Origin of the sequence: Comamonas sp. Z3 (assembly GCF_008121565.1) — a bacterium.
GTDB lineage: Bacteria > Pseudomonadota > Gammaproteobacteria > Burkholderiales > Burkholderiaceae_C > Comamonas > Comamonas brasiliensis.
In genome coordinates, this window is sequence record NZ_VOQU01000013.1 from 13,197 (window position 1) to 39,170 (window position 25,974).

Annotated in this window: 24 protein-coding genes, 1 tRNA gene and 1 riboswitch; of the genes, 14 read left to right on the forward strand and 11 right to left on the reverse strand. The window is 59.0% G+C overall.

All coding sequences use genetic code 11. The features are described from left to right. Positions 1-3: 3 nt before the first annotated feature. The 3 genes from FSY59_RS26825 to FSY59_RS26835 are packed head-to-tail and all read right to left on the reverse strand — an operon-like array spanning position 4 to position 2,870. Entirely contained in the window at positions 4-807 is an 804-nt protein-coding gene (locus FSY59_RS26825) for an ABC transporter ATP-binding protein (RefSeq protein ID WP_148730010.1), read from the reverse strand. Beyond that, on the reverse strand, positions 804-1,880 hold the full coding sequence (locus tag FSY59_RS26830; protein ID WP_222864308.1) for an iron ABC transporter permease: 1,077 nt from the start codon (positions 1,878-1,880) through the stop codon (positions 804-806). The genes FSY59_RS26825 and FSY59_RS26830 overlap by 4 nt, the downstream gene beginning before the upstream one ends. A gap of 54 nt (positions 1,881-1,934) precedes the next feature. Next, on the reverse strand, positions 1,935-2,870 hold the full coding sequence (locus FSY59_RS26835; RefSeq protein WP_255439795.1) for an ABC transporter substrate-binding protein: 936 nt from the start codon (positions 2,868-2,870) through the stop codon (positions 1,935-1,937). Between the two features lie 202 nt (positions 2,871-3,072). Then, positions 3,073-3,299: riboswitch (cobalamin riboswitch) on the reverse strand. A 58-nt stretch (positions 3,300-3,357) separates the two neighbouring features. Between FSY59_RS26835 and FSY59_RS26840 the strand changes: the two genes are divergently transcribed. The 5 genes from FSY59_RS26840 to FSY59_RS26860 all read left to right on the forward strand — a co-directional run bounded on the left by FSY59_RS26840 (position 3,358) and on the right by FSY59_RS26860 (position 8,482). Continuing rightward, positions 3,358-3,861 carry a GNAT family N-acetyltransferase gene (locus FSY59_RS26840; protein WP_019042115.1) on the forward strand — a complete coding sequence of 168 codons (504 nt, stop codon included), beginning with the start codon at positions 3,358-3,360 and terminating at the stop codon, positions 3,859-3,861. Between the two features lie 148 nt (positions 3,862-4,009). Next, on the forward strand, positions 4,010-5,179 hold the full coding sequence (locus FSY59_RS26845) for a DUF1624 domain-containing protein (protein ID WP_222864309.1): 1,170 nt from the start codon (positions 4,010-4,012) through the stop codon (positions 5,177-5,179). A gap of 55 nt (positions 5,180-5,234) precedes the next feature. Further along, entirely contained in the window at positions 5,235-5,618 is a 384-nt protein-coding gene (locus FSY59_RS26850) for a Fur family transcriptional regulator (RefSeq protein WP_003053614.1), read from the forward strand. A gap of 482 nt (positions 5,619-6,100) precedes the next feature. Further along, positions 6,101-7,507 (forward strand): PLP-dependent aminotransferase family protein, encoded by a 1,407-nt coding sequence (locus tag FSY59_RS26855; protein WP_029158298.1) that lies wholly within the window; start codon positions 6,101-6,103, stop codon positions 7,505-7,507. 114 nt (positions 7,508-7,621) lie between these two features. Continuing rightward, positions 7,622-8,482 carry a DMT family transporter gene (locus FSY59_RS26860; RefSeq protein WP_003053617.1) on the forward strand — a complete coding sequence of 287 codons (861 nt, stop codon included), beginning with the start codon at positions 7,622-7,624 and terminating at the stop codon, positions 8,480-8,482. Positions 8,483-8,663: 181 nt separating this feature from the next. On the opposite strand, the gene FSY59_RS26865 is transcribed toward FSY59_RS26860, so the two are convergent. After that, entirely contained in the window at positions 8,664-9,545 is an 882-nt protein-coding gene (locus FSY59_RS26865; RefSeq protein WP_148730012.1) for a LysR family transcriptional regulator, read from the reverse strand. A gap of 50 nt (positions 9,546-9,595) precedes the next feature. Between FSY59_RS26865 and FSY59_RS26870 the strand changes: the two genes are divergently transcribed. Next, the gene (locus tag FSY59_RS26870; protein ID WP_148730013.1) at positions 9,596-10,531 is read left to right on the forward strand and encodes a DMT family transporter; all 936 of its coding nucleotides are present in this window, start codon (positions 9,596-9,598) and stop codon (positions 10,529-10,531) included. Between the two features lie 309 nt (positions 10,532-10,840). On the opposite strand, the gene tsaA is transcribed toward FSY59_RS26870, so the two are convergent. Further along, positions 10,841-11,323, reverse strand: coding sequence for a tRNA (N6-threonylcarbamoyladenosine(37)-N6)-methyltransferase TrmO (gene tsaA / locus FSY59_RS26875; protein ID WP_043373834.1), 483 nt, complete (start codon positions 11,321-11,323; stop codon positions 10,841-10,843). 90 nt (positions 11,324-11,413) lie between these two features. On the opposite strand from tsaA, the gene modA reads away from it, so the two are divergent. Then, positions 11,414-12,217 carry a molybdate ABC transporter substrate-binding protein gene (gene modA / locus FSY59_RS26880; RefSeq protein WP_019042108.1) on the forward strand — a complete coding sequence of 268 codons (804 nt, stop codon included), beginning with the start codon at positions 11,414-11,416 and terminating at the stop codon, positions 12,215-12,217. A gap of 80 nt (positions 12,218-12,297) precedes the next feature. Beyond that, the gene (gene modB, locus FSY59_RS26885) at positions 12,298-12,915 is read left to right on the forward strand and encodes a molybdate ABC transporter permease subunit (RefSeq protein WP_255439797.1); all 618 of its coding nucleotides are present in this window, start codon (positions 12,298-12,300) and stop codon (positions 12,913-12,915) included. A 101-nt stretch (positions 12,916-13,016) separates the two neighbouring features. Here the strand turns inward: modB and FSY59_RS26890 are convergent, their stop codons facing one another. The 3 genes from FSY59_RS26890 to FSY59_RS26900 all read right to left on the reverse strand — a co-directional run bounded on the left by FSY59_RS26890 (position 13,017) and on the right by FSY59_RS26900 (position 15,092). Next, the gene (locus tag FSY59_RS26890; protein WP_148730014.1) at positions 13,017-13,925 is read right to left on the reverse strand and encodes a nitroreductase; all 909 of its coding nucleotides are present in this window, start codon (positions 13,923-13,925) and stop codon (positions 13,017-13,019) included. 189 nt (positions 13,926-14,114) lie between these two features. After that, entirely contained in the window at positions 14,115-14,399 is a 285-nt protein-coding gene (locus tag FSY59_RS26895; protein WP_148730015.1) for a hypothetical protein, read from the reverse strand. Between the two features lie 357 nt (positions 14,400-14,756). After that, positions 14,757-15,092 (reverse strand): winged helix-turn-helix domain-containing protein, encoded by a 336-nt coding sequence (locus tag FSY59_RS26900; protein WP_003053625.1) that lies wholly within the window; start codon positions 15,090-15,092, stop codon positions 14,757-14,759. A gap of 781 nt (positions 15,093-15,873) precedes the next feature. Here FSY59_RS26900 and FSY59_RS26905 point away from each other — a divergent pair. The 3 genes from FSY59_RS26905 to FSY59_RS26915 all read left to right on the forward strand — a co-directional run bounded on the left by FSY59_RS26905 (position 15,874) and on the right by FSY59_RS26915 (position 19,650). Continuing rightward, complete coding sequence (locus FSY59_RS26905; RefSeq protein ID WP_043373825.1) at positions 15,874-16,116, forward strand: hypothetical protein; 243 nt, start codon at positions 15,874-15,876, stop codon at positions 16,114-16,116. Positions 16,117-16,471: 355 nt separating this feature from the next. Next, positions 16,472-17,050, forward strand: a complete 579-nt coding sequence (locus tag FSY59_RS27860; RefSeq protein ID WP_255439798.1) for a potassium channel family protein — start codon at positions 16,472-16,474, stop codon at positions 17,048-17,050. Positions 17,051-17,880: 830 nt separating this feature from the next. After that, positions 17,881-19,650 carry a methyl-accepting chemotaxis protein gene (locus tag FSY59_RS26915; RefSeq protein ID WP_029158296.1) on the forward strand — a complete coding sequence of 590 codons (1,770 nt, stop codon included), beginning with the start codon at positions 17,881-17,883 and terminating at the stop codon, positions 19,648-19,650. A gap of 894 nt (positions 19,651-20,544) precedes the next feature. On the opposite strand, the gene FSY59_RS26920 is transcribed toward FSY59_RS26915, so the two are convergent. Together FSY59_RS26920 and FSY59_RS26925 are read right to left on the reverse strand one after the other, a co-directional pair. Then, on the reverse strand, positions 20,545-20,841 hold the full coding sequence (locus FSY59_RS26920; RefSeq protein ID WP_003053630.1) for a hypothetical protein: 297 nt from the start codon (positions 20,839-20,841) through the stop codon (positions 20,545-20,547). Further along, the gene (locus tag FSY59_RS26925; protein ID WP_003053633.1) at positions 20,838-21,725 is read right to left on the reverse strand and encodes an SPFH domain-containing protein; all 888 of its coding nucleotides are present in this window, start codon (positions 21,723-21,725) and stop codon (positions 20,838-20,840) included. Before FSY59_RS26925 ends, FSY59_RS26920 begins: the two co-directional genes overlap by 4 nt. Before the next feature lie 869 nt (positions 21,726-22,594). Here FSY59_RS26925 and FSY59_RS26930 point away from each other — a divergent pair. Together FSY59_RS26930 and FSY59_RS26935 are read left to right on the forward strand one after the other, a co-directional pair. Further along, complete coding sequence (locus FSY59_RS26930; RefSeq protein ID WP_003053637.1) at positions 22,595-22,777, forward strand: CsbD family protein; 183 nt, start codon at positions 22,595-22,597, stop codon at positions 22,775-22,777. A gap of 184 nt (positions 22,778-22,961) precedes the next feature. After that, positions 22,962-23,038: transfer RNA gene (locus tag FSY59_RS26935), tRNA-Met, on the forward strand. Positions 23,039-23,835: 797 nt separating this feature from the next. Here FSY59_RS26935 and FSY59_RS26940 read toward each other — a convergent pair. Further along, entirely contained in the window at positions 23,836-24,804 is a 969-nt protein-coding gene (locus tag FSY59_RS26940) for a tripartite tricarboxylate transporter substrate binding protein (RefSeq protein WP_003053639.1), read from the reverse strand. 97 nt (positions 24,805-24,901) lie between these two features. Between FSY59_RS26940 and FSY59_RS26945 the strand changes: the two genes are divergently transcribed. Continuing rightward, a complete protein-coding gene (locus FSY59_RS26945) occupies positions 24,902-25,801 on the forward strand; it encodes a LysR family transcriptional regulator (RefSeq protein WP_019042099.1) in 900 nt (299 codons plus the stop codon). The last annotated feature ends 173 nt before the right edge of the window (positions 25,802-25,974 follow it).

Here is a 25,974-nt window from a genome sequence, read left to right on the forward strand (position 1 = left end):
GTTTTAGTGACTGGCCATCGCTTGAAAGCGCAGCACGTGGCTGCCGTCTTCCGGATCCAGCAAGGCGCGCACCTGAACCTGAAAGACTTGCTGCAGCAAATCCGGACTCAGCACCTCCAGGGGCTTGCCCAGCTGAACCAGGCGGCCCTGATGCATGACGGCCAGACGGTCGCAGGCCATGGCTTGGTTGAGGTCGTGCAGCGCGATCACCTTGGTGATGGGAAGCTTCCGGATCAGCTGCATCAGCGAAAGTTGTTGGTGGATATCGAGGTGGTTGCAGGGTTCGTCGAGCAGCATCAACTGGGGCTGTTGCGCCAGAGCCCGTGCAATATGTGCTCTCTGGCGCTCGCCGCCCGACAAGGTGTTCCAGCGGCTGCCTGCCTTGGATAGCAGGCCGACATCGCGCAGCGCATCTTTGACGATGTTCTGGTCGGAGGTCGACAAAGGAGCCAACGCGGACAGCCAGGGCGTTCGCCCGAGCTCCACGGCCTCGGCCACGGTGATGGCATCGAGGGTGTCGGCGTCCTGCGCCACCAAGGCCAGCCGGCGCGCCACGGCACGCCTTGGCAGGCGCCGCAGTGCCTGTCCCCCCAGCAGCACCTCGCCCGAGCTGGGCTTGAGCACACCGGATAGCAGTCGCAGCAGGCTGGATTTACCCGAGCCGTTCGGCCCTATGAGTCCCAGCATTTCACCCGGCTGCACTTGCAGGCAGACCTGCTGGACAATGGCTGTGCCACGCGCCTTCCAGCTGATATCGCATGCTTCAAGCGCGACAATGTCCGGCTTGGCGAGGGGGTCAGGCGTCATGCATGACCTCTTCGGCCTCTGAGCAAAATGCCGGCAAACACCGGCGCGCCGACCAGGGCGGTGATGACGCCAATGGGCAGAACCTGTCCGTTGATCAGGGTGCGTGAAACCACATCGGCGGCAATCAGGAAGATGGCTCCGATCAAGGCGCTGGCCGGGATCAGGCGCCCATGGCGCACGCCAACCAGCAGACGGGCCGCATGAGGAATCACCAAGCCCACGAAGCCAATCGCTCCGACCACGGAAACCATGACGGCTGTCATCAAGGCAGCTGCCAGCAGCAGGGTCAGCTGCACGCGGCGCACGGGCACTCCCAGCGCGGCGGCCGATTCGCTGCCGAAGGTGAACGCGTCCAGAGAGCGGGCATGCATCAGACACACCAGCACTCCTGCCATAGTCACCGATGCCGTCAAAACCGTATCGGGCCAGCGCACGCCGCTCAGGTTGCCGAGCAGCCAGAACATGATGCCGCGCGCCTGCTCGGCACTGCCGGACTTGGTGATGATTAACGAGGTCAGCGCATTGAACAGCTGCGAGCCGGCAATGCCGGCCAGCACGATTTGCCCGCCGTTACGCAGGCCGCCATTGCCAGCGGCATGGGCCAGCAAGGCCACCAGGGCAAATGCGCAAACCGCTCCGAGGAAAGCCCCGGTGCTCATCGATACCAAGCCCGCACCCAGGCCGGCGACCGAAACCAGCACGGCCCCCGTGGAAGCGCCTGCTGAAATGCCCAGCAGGTAGGGCTCGGCCAAGGCATTGCGCAGCAGGGACTGCAGAACAACGCCGCAGACGGCCAGCCCGGCCCCGCAGCTGGCTGCGACCAGGGCTCTGCTCAGGCGGTAATTCCAGACAATGCCCGCATTGATGGGGTCTATGACGTAGCTGGTGCCCAGCATTTGATTTGCGAGCACCTCGTATACGATGCGGGCGGAGATATCGGTCTCGCCAATCGCTATGCCGGACACGACGGCCAGCAGCAGCAAGGCCGCTGCTGCGGCCCCGAGCAGGGCGGCGCGCAGCAACCGGCCGGCCGGTAGATGCGGTCTGGAAAGGCTCGGCGTGTAGGTATTCATGGCTCAGCGGCCGGGGCAAGGTGCGCCGGCATGCGGACTTCGTTGATGCCTGGCTTATTTGGAGAGGCCTTCGATCGTCAGCACCGCATTGGCAATCTGCTCCATGCCGTCCACCTGGCGGATGGATCCCTGCAGGGCATCGGCGTCGACGATCACGATGCGGCCGTTCTTGACGGCATCCATGTGCTGGGTGACGGGATCCTTCTTGAGGAAGTCCAGCTTTTTCTGGTAGTCGTCTGCGGGGAAGCGGCGACGGTCCATGCGGGCAACGATCAAAATCGAGGGATTGGCCCTGGCAATCGTCTCCCAGCCCACGGTCGGCCACTCCTCTGCGGATGTGATGACGTTGCGCAAGCCCAGAGCTTGCATCATGTAGCCGGCCACGCCGTTCTTGCCGGCCATATAGGGGTCGGCGGCCAGGTCTGCGCTGGAGAACCACAGTGCGGCAGACAGGTTCTGGAGCCCGGAGGATTTGACCTTGGCCACGGCCTGGGTCTGGCGATCGCTCAGCGCTTTGACCAGGCTTTCGCCGCGGGCCTCGACATCAAAAGCCTGGGCCAGCTGGCGAATGCCTTTGTACAGGGCTTTCACGTCGTAGCTGGCAGTACGCGTGCCGTCCGATCCCACAAGATTGTTCTTGCCTTCGCAGTCGGCAGGCATGGCATAGGTGGCGATGCGCAGATCATGGAATTGCTCGCGCGTGCCCACCACGCCATCCTTGCCCACCATCCATTCAAACTGCGAAACCACCAAGGCGGGGCGCTTGCCGAGGACCGACTCGAAGCTGGGAATGTTGTCGGACAGGCGTGGCACCTTGTCGTTGACAGCCTTGAAGCGGGGCTGTACCGGGTTGAACCAGAGCGCTGTTCCGACAACCTTGTCGCCCAGGCCGAGGGCATAAAGCATTTCAGTGCCTGCCTGACCTATGGTGACCACCGAGGTGGGCGCCTTGTCGAGAGTGAGGGTGTAGCCGCAGTTTTGCAGTTGCACAGGAAAGTCGGTTGCATGAGCGGAAAATGCGGTAGCGAGCAGGGCAGTGCTGGCAAGGCTTCGAAGCAGCATCGGAATATCTTTCCAGAAGCGGCGAAAAGCACCTTGGAAGACATAGCAGGACACGCGCCTGAACTTTGCCTTGAGTGGCAGCACGTTAGCGGAGCGATGAAATGCTCACTTCCCGGACACCCCGCCGGCAATGAATTGTTGGTGCTCTGGCAGGTCTCCTGACTGGCAAATCATCGCTGGCTCATCGCCTTCCCAAACAGATGTTCAGTGGCTGTGTGATGGCTGGCTCATTGCCTACAGTTGCGGGGGCAGTTCCATTTCACGGGCCGGCCCCGAAGGTGCCTGACCACTGGATTCCCTCATGCATTCGCCGCAGCGCACGCATGTTCTTGTGAAACCAAAGTTGCGGTAATGTAGCTGATTTTGTAGCAACAGTCCCAAGCCAAGACGACGAATGAGCTCGGATTGCCTCTCCATGCCCCGCTTGCAAGACATTTCCATCCAGCGCGTTCGTGAATTGCATCAGGTTCACAGCTTTCTGCAAAGCGCACGTGTTTCCATGTTCGGAGGGCGCATCGCTTCACTGGAAATTCCCGAGGATCTTCGCCATTTCGAAGAGACCTATCTGTCGGGCAGCGGCTGCATGCTGGCGGCTCTCGATGCTGACCAAAGCGTGCAGGCCACGATTGCCTGCCGGGACTATGACGGCAGATTTGCGCAACTGGATTTCGGACCGCAGAAGGTGGTCGAGGTCGTGCGCCTGTTTGTCGCGCCGCAATTCCGGCGCTCAGGCGTGGGGCAGGCGATGCTGGATGTGCTGATGCACCATGCTCTGGCCCAGCAGGTGCAAGTGCTTTATCTGCACACCCATCCATTCCTGCAGGGAGCTCTTGAGTTCTGGCAAAGACAGGGCTTTGCGGTGATCGAGCGCGAAGAAGACCCGCTATGGCAGACCGTTCATATGCAGCGTCTCATGTGAAGCTTGGGAGAGCTGTCCAAGGCTCGGGCTGTCGACCGGGTCCTCGACCTGCGCATTGGAAGCGGAGGTGAAATCGAGCATGTCTGCGCCAGACACCGGGTATGAATTGTTATGATATTGATAATTCGATATCAATAAAGCCAACAACTTGTCCTCTCTGTCTTCTCCATCAGCAAGTGCTGGCCGTCTGCAATCGATCGATGCGCTGCGTGGTCTGGTCATGCTGTTCATGTTGCTCGACCATGTCCGTGAAACCTTTTATCTGCATCTGCAGGTTCCCGACCCCATGGTCGTGGCTGACACTCCGCCCGGCCTGTTTTTCCCGCGCATGCTGGCCCATTTGTGTGCGCCGGTATTCGTGTTTTTGACGGGCCTGGGGGCGTATCTGTATGCCAGCCGGCATGCCGGGGCTGCTCAGGCGCGCACCGCATCCGGCTTTTTGTGGCGGCGCGGCCTGTTCTTGGTGCTGCTGGAGGTGACGGTCGTCAACTTTGCCTGGACCTTCCAATTTCCTCCCGCCAAGATCTTTCTGCAGGTGATCTGGGCGATCGGTCTCTCCATGCTGGCCCTGTCGGTGCTGGTATGGCTGCCACGCAAGGCATTGCTGCTGCTGGGGCTGGTGCTGATTGCGGGGCACAACCTGCTCGATGGTCTGCATTTTCCTGCGGGCCACGTGATGCATATGCCCTGGGCGATCCTACATGACCGTGGCTGGCTGGAGCTGGCTGGAGTGCAACTGCGCACGTCCTATCCTCTGCTGCCCTGGATCGGCGTGATTGCTCTGGGCTACGGCATCGGTCCGTGGTTTGGCAAAGCCTGTGATTCGGCGCAGCGCAGCCGTTGTCTGCTGATGGCAGGCATTGCCTCCCTGCTGGGCTTTGCGATGCTGCGCACGCTCAATGTCTATGGTGATGCGCCCTGGCTGGCCGGTACGAATGCGCTGCAGACACTGATGTCCTGGTTCAACGTCACCAAGTATCCGCCCTCGCTGTTGTTCCTGATGTTGACGCTCGGTATCGGCTTGCTGCTGCTATGCGCCTTCGAGAACGCCGCAGGCCGCACCGGGCTGCAAATGCTGGCCACCTTGGGGGCCGCACCCATGTTCTTTTATGTGCTGCACCTGTACGTGCTCAAGTTCATGTACCTGGCGGCGGTGGCGTTCTGGGGGGCCAACCAGGGACAGTTGTTCGGACTGAGCAGCCTGCTTTGGCTGTGGGTGATCGCAGCGCTGCTGGCCGTGGCTCTGTATCCCGCAGCAAGCTGGTTTGCCGCACTCAAGCAGCGCCGGCGCGACATTACCTGGCTCAAGTACCTCTAGGATCGAGCCACGGCACAATACGGCCTCCTGTCGCTATTGACCCCGCCTCGCCACGATGAACACCTCCAAGCAACGATCCACCAAGCAGCGCGCGGCCATTGAGCAGGCCATGGCAGAGGCCGACAGGCCGCTTGCGCCACAGGAGGTGCTGGAGTTGGCGCAGGCAAGCTTACCCGGGCTCGGCATTGCAACCGTGTACCGGGCACTCAAGGCGATGGCCGAAGAGGGATTCCTTCATGAGGTGCACCTGCCCGAGCGCACCCCCATGTATGAGGTGGCAGGGCACGGCCACCATCATCATTTCCAATGCACGGTCTGCCAGCGGGTGTTCGATGTGCATGCCTGCCCCGGCAATCTGGCGAGCTTGGCGCCAGCGGGATTTCTGGTCGACAGCCATGAAATCACGCTGTATGGCCGCTGCCGTGACTGCGCAGCCTGAACTAGCATGGCCTGCTTGCGGTGTCGGTACCTGAGGAGCGCAGCGGGCGACTTGACCGCTGCCAACTGCTTCAAGGCTGCCGTTCGCAGGTGGATTTCCGGTGGCGGCAAAGAGCGGTTGGATGGCGTTGACAACGCTTGATACTTCCAATGTCGAGAGCGCTTTGTTGGCATTCGGTGCAGGGCCTGCGCCTTGTGCATCAGGCAGGTCTTTGCTCCGGCTCGTGAACCAATTGTTCGGTGATCTTCTGGCAGGCACAGGCGTGGCAAATGACTGGCGTCCCGCACTGCCAATCTATGGGTGACGAACAGGTGCAGAGCCTGCCTTGAGTCGGCTCCTGCCGGACAGCCCCATCGCTTTCGGCAAAGTGGGTGCGTTGTCCTTGCGGGAGTCTGGAGGTTCTGCAGGCAAGTCATGGGGCACAATCAATCACAATTGCTCCACACTGTAGTGGAGTGCTTGCCAACACGGTGGACATTCTGATGGCGCGCAGCGGTACTCTCATCAACCAGGTCATGTCGCATATTCGGGCGGGCATTGCTTCTCGAAGCATCTTGCCCGGAACGCGGCTGCCCTCGATCCGGCAGCAGGCCCGGCTGCTGAAAATGTCGGTTTCCACCGTGGTGGAAGCGTATGAGCGACTGGCGGCAGAAGGCACTGTCGTATCGCGCCCCGGTGCCGGTTTCTATGTCAACGGGCCCGTGGCGCCGCTTGCCTTGATGAAGTTGGGGCCCAGGCTCGACCGTGTTGTCGACCCCTTGTGGGTGTCGCGTCAGTCGTTGGAGAGCGACCCTGCATCGCTGCGGCCCGGTTGTGGCTGGCTGCCGCCCACATGGATGTTCGAGGACGGGCTAAGGCGAGCACTGCGGGCACAGGCGCGAGGCTCGCTGTCGGAGCTGACGGAGTATTCGACACCTCTCGGGAACCCGGCCTTGCGCCAGCTTCTGGTCCGTCGCATGGCTGCCACGGGTATCGATGCGTCACCCGAGCAGGTGATGCTGACGGAATCAGGAACGCAAGCAATCGACTTGATTTTCCGTTTTCTGCTGAAGCCCGGGGACAAGGTTCTGGTTGATGATCCCTGCTATTTCAATTTCCATGCCCTGCTCAAAGCCCATCAGGTTCAGGCGATTGGAGTGCCTTACACGGCCCAGGGGCCGGATCTGCCCTTGTTCGAAAAGGCTCTTCAAGAGCATTCACCGAGGCTATACATCACCAATTCGGGGATTCACAACCCGACGGGAGCAGCCCTGTCTCCACTCGTTGCCCACAGACTCCTCAAGCTCGTTGACAGCTCCGAGCTGGTGATCGTGGAGGACGACATCTTTGCGGATTTCGAGAGCACCCACGCGCCCAGACTGGCTGCATTTGACGGGCTTGCACGCGTCATCCACATCGGCAGCTTTTCAAAGACGGTGTCGGCATCCATACGTTGCGGATTCGTGGCTGCCAGGCCCGAGTGGATTGATGCGCTGGTCGACCTCAAAATTGCCACGAGCTTCGGTGGAGGCCGTTTGGCGGAGGCACTTATTCTGAAGACGCTGACGGATGGCGGTTACAGAAAGCACATGGAAACCGTGCGTCAGCGGCTGTCGCAGGAGATGGAAAAGGTGGCCGGTCGTTTGCAGAAGATGGGGGTCAGGCCCGCCCTGATACCGCAGGCAGGCATGTTTCTTTGGTGCCGGCTGCCGCAAGGCATCGATGCCGCAGCGCTTGCGCGCACCTGTCTTCACGAGGGCGTGGTGCTTGCACCAGGCAATTCCTTTAGCCAGTCCCAGTCGGCCGGAGATTTTCTGCGCTTCAACGTTTCACAGTGCTCCGACGAGCGTGTTTTTTCCGTCCTGGCTCGAGCATTGAAGCGCCCGGCTCTGGGCCGGATTCAGGACTAGGCTTACGTTCTGTACTGGTTTTTATTGAATACAGTTTCTTTAAACTGTGCTGTTTTGTGCATGGTTGACGCACAGGCATCATGATGTACTCAAGGCTCGATTGAGGAGCCTTGAATGGAGAAAAGTACTGGCGGATGGGTCAACGGGATGATTGGCGTCGCCATCTTTGCCGGATCGTTGCCTGCCACTCGCGTGGCCGTCGCAGATTTGAATCCCACATTTCTGACATGCGCACGCGCTGCAGTTGCAGCGCTTTTGGCCTGGCTGCTGCTGCTTTTGCAACGGGAGCGCCGACCATCGTTGGCCGATCTGCCATCACTGGCAATTACCGCGGCGGGCGTGGTCGTCGGATTTCCATTGTTTACAGCGCTGGCGCTGCAGCACGTGACTTCGGCGCACTCCATCGTATTTGTCGGCTTGTTGCCGCTGTGTACCGCAGCCTTTGCCGTGCTGCGCGGTGGCGAGCGTCCTCGGCCGCTGTTCTGGGTCTTCTCGGCAGCGGGCGCTGCGGTGGTTGCAGGTTATGCGGCAATGGGAGGGGCGCAGGCATCCCTCACCGGTGATTTGCTGATGCTCGCCGCCGTCGTCGTTTGCGGCATGGGCTATGCGGAGGGCGCTCGTCTGTCGCGCAAGCTAGGGGGCTGGCAGGTCATCAGCTGGGCACTCATCCTGTCCTTGCCTGTGATGCTGCCTATTGCGCTGTGGACGACTCCGCCGGCCTTGGCGAATGTCGGCATGCACGCTTGGCTCAGCTTTGCCTATGTGGCACTCTTCAGTCAGCTTATCGGTTTTGTGTTCTGGTATCGCGGCCTGGCCCAGGGCGGCATAGCGGCAGTCGGCCAGCTGCAGCTGCTGCAGCCTTTTATGGGCCTGGGCCTTGCGGCTCTGCTGCTGAACGAGTCCGTGAGCTGGTCGATGCTTGTCGTGACTTTGCTTGCGGTGGTCTGTGTCTCTGGCGCCAAAAAGTATGCCTGATGGGCATGCCGCGACCATGGCATTCCGGGGCTGTCGATTGCGTGAGCAGATCGGGAAGCCATGGCTGGCGCCGATACGAGCCCTGCAGCGATTTGAGGAGCAGCAAAGCCGTTGCTGATTCATGCTTGCTCAAGACCGCAGCGGGCTCAGCCACTGTCAGGCAAAGCCTGGTCGGATACGACTATTCGGGCTTCAGGCTGCTTCGGCTTTTGCGGGCCAGTTCGACGAAGGCGAGGGCAGCCGGCGAGAGTTTGTCAAAGCGCAATGCGGCCAATGCTATTTCACGGCGGCAACGAGGCTTCAGCGGGCGATAGACCACACCTGCAGGTGGGACAGGCAGAGCCAGACGCGCGGCAATAGTGACGGCACTGCCTTGTGCGACAAAGCCCATCATGGAGGTGAGCTGCTCAAACCTGAATAGCGTTCTGGGTTCGGCCCCGTGGCTGGCCAGAAATGCATCGATGTGGGGGCCTGAGCCAGCGCTGGTTCGGATAAAGGGCTGTCCATGCAGGTCCATGGCGCCGATGGCGGATCGGGACGCCAGGAAATGCGTAGCAGGCATCACTGCCACCAGTTCGTCTTTGGCCAGGGTCAGGGTGTCGAAGCGCTCATCGGGCAAGGTGACAAAGCCCAGTTCCACGCGCCGCTCCAGCAGCCATTGAACGACCACGCTGTCGGTGGCTTCCTCAATGTGCACCTCGACCAAGGGGTGCTCATTCTGAAAGCGTGCCAGTAGCTTTGGCAGCAGCTGCAGCGACGAAGTGGCACCAAAGGACGCAATGCGCAAGCGGCCCCGGGCAATGCCGTGTTCTGCATCGGCTTCCTGCTGCAAGGCCTCTTTCTGCTGGAGGACGTCGTTGGCACGGATCAGTAGCCGGGCGCCCACCTCGGTCAATGTTGCGGCAGCGCCTTCCCGCTTGACAAGCGTGACGCCCAGCGCTGTTTCCAGCTGTTTGATGGCATGGCTGACGCCACTTTGAGAAATACCGAGTACGGCCGCTGCGCGCGAGAAACTGCCCATCCGGGCGAGTGCGGCAAAGACTTCGAGTTGCGTGAATGTCATGAGTTTTTGCTCATTCGACGATGAGTTCCGATTAGCAGATAGTAGCTGGCATGAACCCCTCACGAACCTCAACCCATATGGGACTGATTGCCATGGCTGCCCTGTGGGGCGCTTCCTGGCCATGGGGGCGCATCGTCGCCCAGGCCATGCCCCCGCTGGCTGCAGCCAGCCTGCGCTTCTGGCTGGCCAGCCTGTTGCTGGTGTTGTGGCTGTATCGCAGCGGCCGCATGAGTGCATTGCGCACCCTTGGGGGGAGCCAATGGGCGGGCCTGGCCTGTGCTTGCGCCGTAGGGGTGCTGGGCTACTCGGTGTTCTTTTTGCTGGCACTCAAGACAGTGCTTGCAGGCAAGGCGGCTACGGTGGTGGCGCTTAATCCGGTGTTGACCATGCTTTTTGCGGTGCTGCTGTTTCGTGAACGCGCGAACACCGTCATGTGCCTGGGCCTGGGTTTGGCCGTGATGGGCACTTTGTATGCGCTCAGTGATGGTGCTCCAGCCGCTCTGATGTCTTCTTCTGGTGCCGGAGAGTGGCTGCTGCTGGGCTGCGCTGCTTGCTGGGTCGCGTACACCTTGATTGGACGCGTCGTGCTGACCAGCGTGGATGCGCTCACCGCGACATCGGTGACTGCCTGCATGGGGGCGGTGCTGCTGTTGGTGGCGAGTTTCGTGCAGGAGGGGGGCTCTGCATGGGCCGGCCTGTTGAAAGCGACTGCGCCAGCCTGGTACAGCCTGGTGGCACTGGCGCTGGGGGCCACGGCGCTGGCATACGTCTGGTATCTGAAAGGCGTACAACAGCTGGGTGCCGGAGTGGCTGCCGCATATATGGCACTGGTGCCACTGTTTGGCATGCTGTGGTCCAGCCTCTGGCTGCAGGAGCCCGTCACCAGATCGTTGCTGGAGGGCGGCGCGGCTTCCATTCTGGGTATGTTGTTGATGAATGCGGGGCGTATGAGGATGGGGAGAGAAGTCCCTGCGACGAATGTCTGACTTGCCATGGGTTCAGGCACTCGATGCAGCCCATTCGCCAATGCCCCTCCGCCAGGGGTCTATATCCTGATGCTCGTTGGGCTGTTCATGTTTTCTCGCAGTCGAGCCAATTGCTCTGCGAGTGACCCCAGATGCCAGGGCCCCACCTCAGCGGCCCCTTGCTGCTCTCGTTCGTTTCGTGCAGCCAGGCGCAGCGAATTGCAGAAGCGAATCCGAATGTCGCCGGCTGCGGCGAATCGCTTGACCCTCGACGCGGCAGATTAGGCGTCACGACGGGAGTCAGCAGCGGATTGCAGGCTCCCAACCGGATCAGGACATGCGGTCATCCGAGACCGTGGCAGGTAGACGTTGCAGGCCATGACCAAACCAGCCAATGCGCTCCGTCTGGCGCACATCCAGCTGGGGAACGTAAGGCTTGATGTCTATCACGGGGGTGCCGTCCAGCATGTCGTTGCCGCGAAAGCGCAATATGCGCTCATTCAAGTGCACCAGCTTCACGATGGACAGACCAATCCGGTTGGGCCGGGCCGGAGCGCGCGTGGCAAACACCCCGTGGCTCACGGTATCCATAAACGGCACGACTTCCAGCTTCTCCACGGCCTGGTGCAGATGGGTGAGCAGGATGAGAAATTCAAAGCCTTCGATATCACGCAATCCTGCGGTGAATTCTTCGAGGATCTCCAGCTCGCCTTCCGCATCGGCCGCCGCCACGGTCTGTATCGGCATGCCCTGCGTGCTTTGAAAAGGGCTATGGATGATGCCAATGGGGCGTAGGGTGATGGTGTCGGTCATAGGCGGTGATCTCTTGTTTCCTAGTGTTATATTCCGTCGAATATAACGTGTGCGTTGCAACACAGATGCCATCTTCTACCGAAGTTCTGAATGTCGATTGCTATTACCGATAACGCCGGCCCCCTTGATCTGAATCGAAATCGAGGGCTCCATTTTTCGCGACGCGTCTTCGCTCGCAACCTTCTGGGGCTGGCCTGCGTGGCCACGCTGCTTGCCAGCACGCCCGCAAGGGCCGCCGAGACCGTACTGGTTGCCGCGATGGGAGGCTATCGCAAGCCGGTGCTTGAACTGATTGAGGCGTTTCGCAAGCAAACGGGAGTTGAAGCGCAGGCTGCCTTCGGGCATATCAAGCAGATCGAGACCCAGGCTCGGCAGAACCGGGAAGTCGCCTTTCTGATTGGTGACAAGAGTCTGCTGGAGCCCACCGGACTTTTCAGCCGCTTCGACCGTCTCGGGACAGGCCGGCTGGTTCTGGTAGCCCGCAAGGGCAAGTCGCTAAGCAGCCCTGAGGATCTGAAAGACGCAGCCTTCGGCCGGGTTGCACTTCCTCATCGCACCCGGACGGTATTTGGCGGCGCAGCCGATGCTTGCGTGAAGCGACTTCACCTCGCCGATGCGCTGTCGTCCAAGCTGCTCGAGGTTGAAGGTGTGCCTCAGGTGGGGAGCTACTTAAGCTCCGGCGAGGTCGATGCAGGGTTTGTGAACAAGACCGAGGCGTTGGCGCTTGCCGGTCGCGCAGGCCCCATGCTCGAACTGCCCCAGAGTTGCTACGACCCCATAGAAATATCGCTCGGCACCGTCAGGGATCGTGCACTTACCGAGTCGCAGAGCCGGTTTCAGGCCTTTATGCAAGGCGACACTGCCCGGCGCATCATGACCGCCAATGGCCTCTGAGCTTTTGGCGGACTGATTTGCTCCCCGAGACTTGTGCCTGGACGTCCTTTCCGCTCACTCTGAAAGTGATGGGTTAGAGCGTGCTGCTGCAACTGGCGCTTGGCGTCCCGCTGGCCTGGGTTCTGGCCCGTTGCAGCTTTCGCGGCAAGGCCTTGCTCGATGCACTGGTGACCTTGCCCCTGGTCTTTCCGCCGATCGTCATTGGCTATGTACTGCTGCTATTGCTCGGGAGAGAGGGCTGGCTGCTGGCCTGGTTGCCGCAGGATTGGAGACCACATTGGGTCTTCAGTGAAACAGGCCTGGTCATCGCTGCGGTGGTCGCTGGCCTGCCGCTGATGGTCAAACCTGCTCAAGCTGCCTTCGCCGAAATGGATGACTCATTGCGTGAGGTGGCTGCGACGCTGGGGGCACGACCTTGGCAAGTGATCATCAAGATCGAGTTGCCGCTGGGCAGGCTTGGCATCTTGGCTGGCCTGGTGCTGGCCGCCGGGCGGTCGATGGGAGAGGTCGGTATTTCGCTGATGCTGGGAGGCAATATCAGCGGGCGCACCGAAACACTGTCGCTGGCTGTCTACAACCATGTGCTGGGGTCGGAAGCAGACTGTGCGAATGCGCTGTCCCTGGTGCTGGCCGGGCTGGCCGCGCTGGCGTTCTTCTTGCTCCGGAAGTTCGAGCGGCCAATTGCGAAAACAGGTTGAGGCCTGTTTTCATTTCTCCTGCCAGCGTTGCTCGCATGGCCGCGTTTACTTCGCTTGGAAACCTGTTTGCGGCATGTACTTTCGGGGAGGTTGCACAAAGCTCAGTGAGGCTTTTGCGACTCGGTAACTGCTGTGCTGGGCATTGAATCGCGGCAGCCGTTGCGCTGGGCCGGCTCTGACACGCCCGGGCCCCAGACGGCTCTTACCGCATCGAGCATGGCAGGCTTTCGCGGCGGCGGGGTCACAGCAACACTGCCCAGGCTGATGAATCCTGCCAGATACTCCGTGGACTCGACCCCCAGTTCCGTGCAGAGCAAGGAGTCGAAGCAGCGTTCACCGCTGAGCATGATGGCGCCATAGCCGAGCTGATGTGCTGCATTCAGGAGGTTACTCAGTGCGCAGCCGGCTGCCAGGCATTGCTCACGCTCCGGCACTCGCATGCGCAGCTTGGGCGATATGACGAAAGCCAGCAAGGCTGGGCTGCGCGTGGCGTGCTCGCGGGCACGCTTGATATCCTCAGGGGACGCCAGAGGGTCGCGCCTGAGCTTCTCCTGTTCAAACAAATCTGCCAGCTTCGCGCGGGAATCAGCGGGAAATACAAGCACACGCCAAGGGTGCAAGCCGCCATGATCTGGTGCGCTGAGTGCAGCTTCGATCATCAGGTCGATCTCTTGGCGATCTGGTCCCGGTGCCTCAAGCCGCTTCGGCGAAATGGAGCGTCGCTCCAGGAGAGGGGCAATCGCCTTCCTGCTATTTGAAGCGGCAAATACCTGCTTGAGCGTGGAAAGCGCTTCGGACAAGTTTTGCGCCCAGGCAACAACCTTCTCGCCTTCCACCGTGAACCCGCGAAAAACTGCCCCTGTCTTGACCAGGGCACAGCCGTATTCGCGTTCGACGCCTGCCACTGCTTTTTTCAGCTGGGCTTGAGAGAGTTGACATGCGGCGGCTGCGGCCGCCCAGTCCTGCTGCCGATGGAGGGCCAGCAGGTAGGAAATCTGATCTTGCTGCACTAGAGCCCTCTACTCGACATGATCGTTGTGGAATACGAACAAGGAACGGGGTGGTCGAACCAGCCCATGAACGGTGATTGGTGCCAGCGGGTTGATCATGTCCTGGCGCATGGAGCGCGCATCTTCTCGAACGGATGTCTGCCTTCGCAGGGCTGTGACAGCTGGCGCATATCTTTCAGGAGGCAGCATTCAGTCATCAGCCCCTGAATATCGGATCAAGGGACGTAACAGAGGCTTGAGCGGGTCAGGCGTATTGTCCAGCTCGGACAGCGCATCGGCATGCTCATACAAGGCAGCGGCCACGCCTGCAGGGTACGCCTGATGCCGGCCGGCCACTTCAAGGCGCGTGTAGAGCGCCGATGCAATGGCCTTGCGTTGCTCCGGTCGGTCGAGGTGAAGTCCCCATATGGACTCCTCCAACAGTATTTCCAGCACCTGCAGTCGCTCTTCGAGGCTGAGTTTTTCGCTGCCCATATGGATCTCAATTCACGTAAGCGCAAGGGTTCGGGAGGCTGGAGCAGCGGAGTGCAGAACAAGTCGCTGCACGCCCGGCAGATGCAATCTGCCAGGTCGGCTTTCGTTATATCTCAGTATATATTACGAAGCGTTGAGCTTTGCTCCCAATGCCGGGATGAACACTTGTGATGCGGTTTGCTACCGGGGCCGCCGAGCATGGTTCGAAGCGTTCAGCGTCCTGTTGCCGTGCTGCAGGGGCGGCGCTGTGCTGTGAAGTTCATGCTGAAGTGATCGGGCCCAATGCAATGGGCGCATGCTTTGCATGAGGCCCGTCCGGGTTGTGCACGATGCCGCGGCATGCCGGCGACGGCGTTGTCAGCCCGCCTGGCTGCTGCGGACCATGGCGACTAGCTGGTCCAAATCGGCTTCACAGGCCTTGAGAGCATGCTGCTCGATGCGCCGATACAAGGCGACGACCTGATGGCCTGTTTCGGTGAGCGCGGTACCGCCGCCATGAGAGCCGCCGGTTGATGTGACCACCGCGGGGGTCTTCAGCGCCTGATTGATGCCATCGACCAGCAGCCAGGCCCGGCGGTAGGACATGCCCAGGGATTTGGCCGCCGCAGCGATGGATTTTGTGTCGTTGATGGCTTCCAGGAGCTCGATCTTTCCGGGGCCAATGGCAATGATGTCATCTGCCATCACACGCATGCGAAGCTTCACCACTGGTGCAGCAAGATTGGAGCTTGAGGGTGTGTGGGACATGTGGTTTGAAATCGAGAACCGAGAAGTGACTGGAAACGCAGTCTAACCATGCCGCCTAAGCGGGGCTACTGCAGCGCAGCATGAATGATCGGGAGGGGATGCAGCTGCGCAAATTCCTGCCGAAAAGGGGGACGTGCGATGACTCACTTTTCAAGGCGTTGGGGACTCGGACAGAGTGGCTGTCTTCGGGTGAACTTGAAAGAGCATCTAGCGAGTCAGCCTTGCTGTTCGGTGCACGCGAGGCCTGTCTTCGCCGCATTGGTCACGCTGGAGCAATTGCGCGCGCGACGCCAGGCGTCAACGGTGCCTTGATAGAGCAGACAGGAAATCTACACTCGCCGCAAGGCCATGGACATCAAAAAGTGAGCGTGTAGCGTATGACTAGAAAAGACTTCAGGTACTTTTCATAGTGAAATTTATATAAACAATACGTGAGAAGCTCACTTTTTAATGAGAGTAGCCAGGCACAAAGCCTCAGACTGCAACTGACTCTTGCATGGCATGGCTCGCTTCACCGCCAGATGACAAGCATGTGTCTAAACACTCTCGATCAAGGTGGGAGGAACCATGAAGATGAGTCAGCACCAATATCGCCGAACAGTTCAACGCGCTGATTTCGAGGAGATGCATGGCTGTGTTGACTTAAGTCAGCAAGCATTCAACAGGGGCGACGACTTCCCGCTGAAAATATTACGCTGGTTTACTCACCATCTTTAGGAAACGTCTTGTGTCAAAAATCACGGTGGAAAAATACGTGGCCGGAACCTTGGAAAACAGCTTTGGAGTCCCTTTATTCGCGGTGAATATTCTGGCTCAGCTTCTACCCGCTTCCGCCAGCAAAGAGCTTGCAGGTCGGGGCATAGACCTCCAGGGCATTCTCCATGCCAAACAACAGGGCACGTCATATCGCTCTTCGGTTGCGGTGACGGAGGAGGGCGTAGAAAAAACGGTGGTCATTACAGTTGCATAGGGCTCAAGCGCTTGCACCGGCTGCTTGCCATGAACCCTCCAGGCTTTAGTCTTGGACATTGCTTGTAATCTCTGGAGAGCTTCCATGTCTCACACGGCCTAATGCAAAGTGGCCGAGATCGAGCCGACGAAATGGATGCTTCCACTGGCTGCCTGGGTCAAGGGGGGAACAGATATTGGAATTGCAACAGCAAGCATTGGCAGACAGATTTTCATGACTGCTCTACTTTCTGGGATCGTTTGAGGAAAACGCTCTTCACATTTGGAGTGATCAAATAATCACATACTCAAATCGGTGTCCGATTGTGTGCTGACTGTGGTTGCATCCGGCGCGATATGCGAGTGCGCGATTGCTCATGGAATCGGTCATCCAGCGGCACAAGGCACGAGAGGCAGTGGCGTGGGTAAAGTACGCCTCAGTCGCCGCCTCGGCCAATCCTGCTTTTTCATGTGCATCTTGGCGTCTGTTCAGCAAGACTGGTATCCCTGGCCGCAACTCGGCAAGACTGAAGGAATCCGCAGTGCGTAACGCATTGCCATCTCCGAGCGGTCATGGCGCATTCCACACAGGACACGCCATGGGGCTGCCTCGTGAGTTTGGACATTTGCAGGCCATCCTCCTGTGTGAATCGGGCGTGAAAGATATACCAGCTTGGGTGTGCCAGGCCCAATCCGTCACTAGAGATGTGGAAGCAACGGGCGATCCGGCGCTGTGGAAACGGGCCCTGGCTGGCCGGCATTCGCATGCGCCGATGATCGAGCACGCGCTGTGGTGGGCTTCCATGACGGTCACCTCCGTGGGCTCCAGCATCGTTCCCGAGACAACTCTGGGCAAAGTCTGTACTGCGCTGCTGGCGACCTGTGGAATGACGATCTTTCCCATATTCACGGTCTACATCACCTCCCTCGCGCAGCGTATGAATCAAAGCCGATAGAGCATTTGCCCTGTCTGTGAGGAGCAAGGCTCGGGGGCAGTTCCAGGCCAGCGCAGGCATGGCCAGACCGTACGTGTGCCAGGCAAGGAGTAGCCCTGTGCTCCGGTGCTGCACTCCAGGCATCTCGCGCGATGCATCTAGCTCATTGATGCAATGAAGGCGCTGTCCATGCACGCCGGTTACCTCGAGCCAGAGCCGTAGGAATTCCTCATTCCTTGACGCCGGGCCGGCTGTGGCTTCGCCAATCGGCGCGTCTTGCTTTCTGGCCGCTCTGGATGGTGGACACCCGGGGCGTCTAGAGTCTCGAGCGGGTTCTTGCCTCTATGGGCTACTGAGATGATGAACCCCGCACAGGGGCGGGCTCCGAGGTACTGCCTGGTGGCTTGCAGCTGCTTATCGAGAAAGCGAACTTGATTCTGGCCGGGCTGTGTAGCTGCTCCGAATTCCATGTGTGGTGACATGGTGCTTGCTTGCGTATCCAGTCACATGACTCTGCCTAAGGGTCAGCCAGGATCGGCAGCGAGGCGAGGGCTGGGCCTGCCTCGGTCTGTAGGAGCACTGCGCCTTCTTCATCTGACTCCCCTTTTTGAGGGGCTCAACAGGCCCTTGCGCCCAAAGACCGGCTGCCGTCTTGGCATAAGCCGATGCGTTGCAAGCCGCATCCTGCGCTTGACATTGTCTGAAATGGGAAAGAGCCCACCGTCACCATGGACGGTTGATGTATCACCTATGAGACAAGATGTGCTATCTCTATTTGGTTACAAAAGATACATAAAGACACGTTATTTTAAATAACGTAGATTGTTTTCTATTTTCAATAAAGGATGGCTATGGGCTTTTTGAAAGATATGAAACTGAGCAGCATGCTTGCCTTTGGATTTGCAACTGTGATCTTGATTGGCTTCCTGGTCGCTGCTTATGCTCGGCTGGAGTTGGTACAGGTCGGCGAGGAAGTCCAGGTGCTTTCGCAGGAGCGTGTGGCCAATATGCTGCTGTTGCAGGAGTTGCGAGACGATATCGGCCTTATCGAGCGCCAAGTGCGCAACTTGGCCCTGCTGACAGACCCAGCTCAGGTTGCCGAAGAGCACGCACGCTACACCAGTGTGCGCAAGCATGCCGCGGGAGTGATTGAGCGACTGCGTACCAACCTGAAATCGGCTGAGTTGCGTGTCCACATGCAAAAAGTGGAGCAATTGCGTCCCGCTTATATTGCGGCCCTGGACAAGTCGGCACAGATGGGCCTGGACAATGATCAGGAGGGCGCACGCGACCTGATCCTGGGCGAGCAGCGTCAGCTGCAGCGCCAGTATCTCGAAGCCCTGGATGAAATGATCGCCTACCAGCGGCGAATGACCTCCGCAACAGCCGAGTCCTCAGCCAAGGATGTGATGGCTGCCAGCGCCGCATTGCTGATTCTGTCCCTGCTTTCAGCTGTGTTGGGGGTGACGGTGGCCTGGGCTATCACGCGCCGTGTCAGGGGGCAGCTTGGCGGCGAGCCGGCGTATGCCGTGCAGATCGCGCAACAGGTGGCTCAGGGCAATTTGGCTGTGAATGTGGAGCGCCGCGTGGGCGACGAAACCAGTGTGCTGGCTGCCATGGACCAGATGCGCGGCCGTTTGGCTCAGATCGTGGGCGAGGTGCGGGCCAGCAGCGAATCCATTGCAACAGGTGCAAACCAGATTGCGACAGGCAACACAGACCTGAGCCAGCGAACCGAAGAGCAAGCGTCCAACCTTGAGGAGACTGCGGCGTCGATGGAAGAGATGAATTCCACGGTGCGCCAGAATGCCGACACCGTGCGCACGGCCGCTCAGCTCGCAAATGCCGCCAGCTCGACGGCAGGCCGTGGTGGTGAGGTGGTGCGTCAGGTCGTGCGCACCATGGAAGACATCACTGCCAGTTCGCGCCGCATTAGCGACATCATCGGTGTCATCGACTCCATTGCCTTTCAGACCAATATTCTGGCCCTCAATGCTGCAGTGGAAGCGGCCCGGGCCGGTGAGCAGGGGCGTGGTTTTGCCGTGGTCGCCAGTGAGGTTCGCACCCTGGCCCATCGCTCGGCACAGGCTGCCAGGGAAATCAAGGACCTGATCGGTGAAAGCGTGTCCAAAGTTGACGCCGGCGCCCATCAGGTGGATCAGGCTGGCGCAACCATGCAGGAAGTCGTCGAGCAGGCTCGGCGCGTCGCCGAACTCCTGGACGAGGTGGGCGCGGCCACGCAAGAGCAGGTACAGGGCATCTCCCAGGTCAATGTTGCAGTGAACCAGTTGGACCAGGTCACGCAGCAGAATGCTGCCTTGGTAGAGGAATCCTCTGCCGCTGCCGACAGTCTCAGCAGCCAGGCAGCGCGTCTGGTCGAGCTGGTCAGGGTCTTTCGTTTGGGTGGGGCAGTCGTTGACACTGCTGCTCCCGTTCGCCCAAGCGCGTCCGTGACGGTGACGCAGCGACAGGCGAAGGCACCTGCTGCGTCAGCTCGTACATCTGCCATGCCACGCGCTGTCACCAAGGCCACGATGCTGGCGCCTGCCGCGGCACCTGCCCGGGCGCCCAAGGAGCCCGTAGCGTTGAGCGGTTCATTGGACGACTGGGAGAGGTTCTGAATCACGGGCTGACTGGGCTGGATGAAGGCCGTGGAGCGGCCAAGGAGTGCTGCCAGGATGTCAGGTTGGAATGCGTCAAGTGATATCCGATCTGCAACAGTTTGCAGCAAGGCGCCTTGGTCCTGGTTTTCAGTTCTGGTTCAGGGCTTGGCTCAAAGGAGAAGCCTGCCGACGGCTCCAGGGTGATCCAACCATGCGCTATGGCTTGGCCTGAGTGACCAGCAGAGCCGGCAAAGATGGACAGGCCTTCTCGGCACCGTGCCGATCCAGTCGGCGCGGCCCGGTTTGGCCGCGTCCTTGAACTCCCGTTTCTCCTTCTTGCCTTTGCGCGATGTGTCATGAATCGCTTCGTGGCACATATCTATCAATAGCAAGCAACCATCTCTATGACCCAGGCTGTGCTGCAAGGGCCATGAATTGTTGGTGGTTGCGAGTGGCGTGCGTGGAATTTCATTTGGACAAAGAAAAAGCCCGCGAGCGGCTGCTGCGGACTTGGATAGAGCGCCGACGACCTTGCGGGTCATGCCTGGGGAATTTGGTTGAGGGAGGGAAGGCCCAGGCTCGGCAAAACTGTTGGATTGCGTCGAATTCTGCTTGAGGCCTCTGGGGCAAACAAGACGAGTTCGGCTTACCTAAAAGTGGTGATGCGCTGTCTGGCGTGGCCGCTGTCGCTCACGACGCGCGCTCTCAATCGGCCGTCGCCTTGGCGCACTCCTAAGCGGCCCCACCTGCTCCAGTCGTCTCGCAGGATGGCCCCACTCCGCTTTGCGGAGGTGCGCCATAGTTGCCGGATGCTGGCTAATTGCCCACGTTCTCGTCTTCGAGGTGAGTGCCATCTTTGGTTGATAAAAAAAGCGCCTCATTTGAGGCGCTTTTGCTGAGCGAGTGACTGGGTCAGTGCTGCTGCTTGAAATCCAAGCCTTTCTGTACAGCATCCCTCATGCGCTGGTCCCGCTCGTCGCCAGAAACAGGCTTGCTGAGGCGGTCCTCAATTTTTGCTTCGGACTCAGGGAATGCAGGAAGCTCTGAGCGAGTGGCAGCGCCTTTGGGCAGGTATGAGGGCTGTGCCTGGAAATACACAAACAGGATCGCTACTGTTGCCGGCAGGATCCAAACCTTCTTTAGCCTCCAACTCAAGCCAAGACCTGCTGCCACGATCATGAAAGGCAGAAGGTTGAAGAGCAGCGTCATTTGCCAATACTCACCATGGGAACCGCATCACCCAACGTTGTGGTGGGTAATTGACCATTCCACTTTTCGATCCAGGCACGATCATTTTCCAGCTTGCGCAACTGAAGAACCCGACTGTCTACGGATTGAGCCAGCACTGTTTGAGACATGGCTTCCGTTTCCGCCTTTTCCTTGTCAATCGCTCGCTGCAGACGGGCTTCCTGCAATTCGCGCTCTAACTGCGCTTTGGAGATCGCCAATTGAGCTTCTTCTTTTTGGATCGCTTCGCGGCGCTCTGCAGCGGACTCCTGCGCATCCGTGATGATTTTGGGGTACTTCAGATTGGTGATGCCCACAAAGCGAACAGAGAAGGGGGTCAACGATTCGATGGCCTTGCCAAGTTGTGCCCGCAAGTCAGAGTTGATCTTTTCATTGCTCGAAGCGATTTCACTGATAGAGAGCTTGCTCAGGTATTCGCGTACCTCGGCTTGAATGATTTGACTGGCATAGGTGCGATACACCTGCTCGTTTGCAATAGTGGAGATATCTCCCGTCACCTCTGTCGGTGCGACAGCATTGAACAGCTCCGCCGTTTTCTTTGGATTAATGCTTAAGGTCGCGCGGATGGTCACTTCCAGATTCAGCTTATCTTCAGGTATGAAGATGTTCATGCTCTCCTGATAGGCCTTGTCTGATACATCCAGCAAGACCAGGCGGTCACAGTATGCCCAGCACTGGCCTAAGCGAAATTTGGACGTGGGGATCAAGCTTTCCTGATAGCCATCTTTGGTCATGATCTTGCCAACATGTGCAGGTGGAACCTCCACTTTTTGACCGCATGCTCCTAACACAAAGGCGGCAGTCACCGCTGACAAACTGATTCTGTGCTTCTTCAATAAATTCAAATCGAGCCGCCTCCTTCGCAGCTATCAAGCCGAGATTGAAACAAACTGCAGCTCTGTATGCAAGGCGCCCAGGATATTACGAATGGTCCGTCTGGCCGGGCGGGCAGGGTATAAGCATGCCGCAGGCTGCCCAAACGCTCACGTTTCAGAATCTGCAGACACAATAAAGCTACCTAAAGGGTGGCTATAAAAAGCCCGCTCAGGGCGGGCATGGGTTAATCGATGAGGCCGAGGTCGCGCAGCGCTTCTGTTTCCTGAATGTACTCAGCATCTTCAATCGGCAGCACGCCGTCAGGCCCATAAACATTGCGCTGGGTGCACCCATGCCCGTTCAATGTGTTCGACCTTGTAGCCGTGCGGCTCCCATATTTCGGTGATGTTGATGCGTGTCATTGGCTCACTCTACTCAAACCAATGCCCTGCGCGCCAGGCGCTGGTTTGAGCGCTGATCTCGTCCAGGAGCTGGCGCTGCTTTCGCGGTTATATCGGTCATATGCGCGTGGCTCACTCCTCAAATCATCGGTCAGCTTTGAGCCCCTACCGTCTTTCCCGTGGCTCCCACGCTTGCCTGCGGATGGTTGCGCTCGGTCCTGGTCATCCAGCCTGTTCATCTCGCCATTTCGTGCGTGATCTTTTTCGCAACGTGTGGCTGCCTGGTCGCGATGCTCTCGCTGGCATCGATTCAGCAGTGCTCTGGCCCGCGTGTACCCGCTGGAACTTTGGTTTGGAATTACCGTTGTGAGCAATTGATAACGTGTAAGGGTATCTACCACAAAGATGCCCAAGCTAGTCCCACGGCAGTCAACCTTCATAGCGTTTACCTTTGAACCAAGGCCGCAGTTCGTGGCCTTGTTCATAAGGAGAACATCATGAATACTGATCAAGTCAAGGGCACGTTGAAGGACGCAGCAGGTAAGGTTCAGCAGAAGTTTGGTGAACTCGTTGACAGCCCTGAACAGGAAGCCAAGGGCATCGCGAAACAGGTTCAAGGCACTGCCCAGAAGAAAGCCGGTGACTTGAAGGAAGCGATTCACGACGCGGCCAAAAAGTAAGCTTCTCAGGTTGCAATGAACACAGCCCGCTTGGTACGCCAGCGGGCTGTGTTCATTTTCTGGTCATGGTGTAGGCCACTGAATGAAGATTCATGCTGTGAATTTATACATATGTGCTAGAATGCCTTGGTCGGGGAAAGAAGCTGGCGCCTAGGAATGGTGGTCGGCCCCCGACGCGGAATATCGCGAGGTGGAGCAGTCTGGTAGCTCGTCGGGCTCATAACCCGAAGGTCGTTGGTTCAAATCCGGCCCTCGCAACCACTTAAAGCCCTGATCGGAAACGGTCGGGGCTTTTTGCCATCTGGCTGCCATATCTCGAGCGCAAGGTGCGTGTCGCTGGGTTCAGGCTGAAGCACTGAAAGATGGCTTGATCCCTGGCGCTAATTCCCAAGCCTCGGTCACCGTGCCGAGGCTTTTTTGGTTGGCCTGGTGCGCTTGCAGGTGTGGCTGTCGCGACGGCCGCTTTACTTGCCGCCGACGCGTCAAGCAACCTGCAGAATAGGCGTGACTGTTCTACAGCAAGTGAGGTCGGCGAAAGAGGCTCAAGAAGGTCTTCTCGGTTGGATTGCTCTCTCTGGGACTGATGTCGGTACTCGGTTGATCGGGGGGCGTCGTGGCTCCCGAGCGACATTCACGGCTAGCGGTGGTTCATGTCCAAGAGCGCGTGATGCCTGAGTCATCATCGAAGAGCGAGGCGCACCGCCGTCGCTTCGGTGGCATTGGGTGAACCGGTGCTGGCGCTGGGAGTGAGACCAGTGGGTTTGGCATAAAGGCCACTGCTTGGCGAGTACAGTGCCTCCCATGCTGCAGAGCATCGTTGAAAACAGACCGCCGGCACCGAGCCCGACCCATTGTTTGGGCTCCTGGTCGTTGGATATGGCGCGGAGAGCTGGGCAACTGGTTCTGGATCAAGGGCCAGTGGCACTAGCATCGAAGCTATCCAGTCCTGCAAGCCGCCTTGCGACGGAACTGAGCGGCAGCCTCTGAGTTCAGTGGCCGACTCCGCAGACCCCTTGTTTGCGATGGGCCTTGGCAATCTCAGTCGGCTGGCAACTCAGTCAATCTGCCGTGATTTTTCGTTCACGGATGATGCGGCTCCACTTTTCATTCTCTGTCGAAATGAATTTGGCTAGTTCTTCACGCGAGGTAGGGGCCGCAGTTTGACCGTGCTTGAGCAGGTTCGCCCGAACCTCAGGCGCATTCAGCACCTTTACGAGTTCAATGTTCCATCTGTCCAGCAATGGTTTGGGTGTTTTTCCAGGCGCAACGAACGCATACCAATTGGTGGCATTGAAGCCGGGATAGGACTCTGCAACGGTGGGTACATTGGGCAGGTAGGCTGGGCGTGTCAGACCGGTGGTCGCGAGCGGAATGAGCTTGCCGGACTCGATATGCGGCAGTGCCGTAGGCGGCGCAGCATAGAAAGAGCCCACGCGTCCTCCCAGCACGTCCTGCAAAGCCGGTGCTCCGCCCTTGTAGGGAATGTGAACCGTATCGATCTTGGCAATGTCGTTCAGCAATTCTCCCGCCAGGTGAGCTGCAGAGCCGGGGCCCGTGGAGGCAAAGTCCAACTTGCCCGGTTCGCGTTTGGCCGCAGCGACAAACTCTCCCAAGGTTTTGATGCCTTTGCTTGCAGGCACGACAAGAACATTGGGAAAGGTCACGCCCATGGTGATGGGGGCGAGATCTTTGAGAGGGTCGTAGCTCACTTTCATGAAGTGAGGTGAGATGCTCAAGGGGCCTATGGAGCCAAACAACAAGACGGAGCCATCTGTGGCCCCATGAGCTACCTGGGCATGTGCCAGGTTGCCACCTGCGCCAGGTTTGTTATCTACGACCACGCTTTGGCCGATGTTTTCGCCGAGTTTCTTGGCAATGATGCGTGCCGCGATGTCCGCTGAGCCACCGGCGGCAAAGCCGACCACCATGGTGACGGGCCGTTTGGGTGGGAATTCCTGGGCGTAGGCGCCGGCAGGCGGCAGGCAGGCTGCCAATGCGGCAGCCAGGACGAGAGGGCGTCTTTGCATGTTGTCTCCTGGTCGAGTCGTAATCAACTCTGTGCAAGCGGCCATCGTAAATTTCAGGGACTATTCTGTAAATTGCAAGATATGGGTAGACTATTGCATGGAGCGCATTAAATTCGACATCTCCGAGTTGCAGGCCTTTGTAGCCACTGCTGAGAATTCAAGCTTTCGCATCGCTGCAGAGCGTCTTTGCCTATCAGCGCCGGCGTTGAGTCGAAGAATTGAGCGCCTGGAAGATGCTTTGGGAACCAAGCTGCTTGAGCGCACAACCAGACACGTTCAGCTGACCGCAATTGGCCAGGAGTTCCTCACTGAAGCGCGTGCTGCGTTAGAGGGCCTTGAGACTGCAGTGCAGCGGGTTAACGATCAGACCCTGCCTCGTCGGGGATCGGTGACGGTGGCTTGCATCCCATCGGTTGCAAACCATCTCCTGCCTAATGCACTGCGTGCCTTTGCTGCCGAGTACCCGGAAGTTCAAGTCCATGTCATTGATGAGAATGCAAGCCATGTCCTGGATGCCGTAGTACGCGGTCGAGCAGATTTCGGCGTGAGCTTTACTGGAAGCCAGGAGCCCGGAATCCAATTCGAGACCTGGACGCGTGAGCGATACGTGTTGGCGATGCTGCACAGTCATGCATGGGCATGTCGCTCAGAGATTGCATGGACCGAACTCGCCGGAGAGCGCCTCGTATCGGTATCGCATCAGAGCAGTAACCGCCTGCTTTTGGACCAAGTCATGGCGGGCTTGCCGGATCAGCCAATGGCCTGGTACGAATGCAACCATGTCACCGGCGCACTCGCTCTTGTAGAGGCCGGGTTGGGCATGGCAGCCATTCCGCAGCTTGCACTGCCAGAGAGTCATCCGAAGCTCCGTGGTGTGCCGCTGACCGAGCCTCAGTTGTGGCGCACTTTGGGCTTGATAAAGAAGCGAGGGCGTGTGCTTAGTCCTGCCGCTGAATCTCTGAAGACTCGCTTGCTCGCTGCCCATGTGGATCTCTGAATCCCCACGCTGTTGATTTCCACTCAGAAGAGATGCGTCAGGTGCAAACACACTGGCCTGCAATTTGCCAGAAACTCTCAAATGCGAATCTGGCTGAACTGAGTCATTCAGGAGCCAGGACCTGAATGGCGGTAATCACTGACACCAGCCGTTGAACGCCGTGGCCGCTTTTG

Excerpts from the sequence above, each read along its gene's own strand:
- FSY59_RS26840 (WP_019042115.1), top strand. The coding sequence starts at position 3,358 with ATGCCCCGCTTGCAAGACATTTCCATCCAGCGCGTTCGTGAATTGCAT.
- FSY59_RS26850 (WP_003053614.1), top strand. The coding sequence starts at position 5,235 with ATGAACACCTCCAAGCAACGATCCACCAAGCAGCGCGCGGCCATTGAG.
- FSY59_RS26900 (WP_003053625.1), bottom strand. The coding sequence starts at position 15,092 with ATGCGTGTGATGGCAGATGACATCATTGCCATTGGCCCCGGAAAGATC.
- FSY59_RS26940 (WP_003053639.1), bottom strand. The coding sequence starts at position 24,804 with ATGCAAAGACGCCCTCTCGTCCTGGCTGCCGCATTGGCAGCCTGCCTG.
- FSY59_RS26915 (WP_029158296.1), top strand. The coding sequence starts at position 17,881 with ATGGGCTTTTTGAAAGATATGAAACTGAGCAGCATGCTTGCCTTTGGA.
- FSY59_RS27860 (WP_255439798.1), top strand. The coding sequence starts at position 16,472 with ATGGAATCGGTCATCCAGCGGCACAAGGCACGAGAGGCAGTGGCGTGG.
- FSY59_RS26920 (WP_003053630.1), bottom strand. The coding sequence starts at position 20,841 with ATGACGCTGCTCTTCAACCTTCTGCCTTTCATGATCGTGGCAGCAGGT.
- tsaA (WP_043373834.1), bottom strand. The coding sequence starts at position 11,323 with ATGACCGACACCATCACCCTACGCCCCATTGGCATCATCCATAGCCCT.
- FSY59_RS26865 (WP_148730012.1), bottom strand. The coding sequence starts at position 9,545 with ATGACATTCACGCAACTCGAAGTCTTTGCCGCACTCGCCCGGATGGGC.
- FSY59_RS26870 (WP_148730013.1), top strand. The coding sequence starts at position 9,596 with ATGAACCCCTCACGAACCTCAACCCATATGGGACTGATTGCCATGGCT.
- FSY59_RS26830 (WP_222864308.1), bottom strand. The coding sequence starts at position 1,880 with ATGAATACCTACACGCCGAGCCTTTCCAGACCGCATCTACCGGCCGGC.
- FSY59_RS26860 (WP_003053617.1), top strand. The coding sequence starts at position 7,622 with ATGGAGAAAAGTACTGGCGGATGGGTCAACGGGATGATTGGCGTCGCC.
- FSY59_RS26945 (WP_019042099.1), top strand. The coding sequence starts at position 24,902 with ATGGAGCGCATTAAATTCGACATCTCCGAGTTGCAGGCCTTTGTAGCC.
- modA (WP_019042108.1), top strand. The coding sequence starts at position 11,414 with ATGTCGATTGCTATTACCGATAACGCCGGCCCCCTTGATCTGAATCGA.
- FSY59_RS26855 (WP_029158298.1), top strand. The coding sequence starts at position 6,101 with ATGGCGCGCAGCGGTACTCTCATCAACCAGGTCATGTCGCATATTCGG.
- FSY59_RS26895 (WP_148730015.1), bottom strand. The coding sequence starts at position 14,399 with ATGGGCAGCGAAAAACTCAGCCTCGAAGAGCGACTGCAGGTGCTGGAA.
- FSY59_RS26825 (WP_148730010.1), bottom strand. The coding sequence starts at position 807 with ATGACGCCTGACCCCCTCGCCAAGCCGGACATTGTCGCGCTTGAAGCA.
- FSY59_RS26930 (WP_003053637.1), top strand. The coding sequence starts at position 22,595 with ATGAATACTGATCAAGTCAAGGGCACGTTGAAGGACGCAGCAGGTAAG.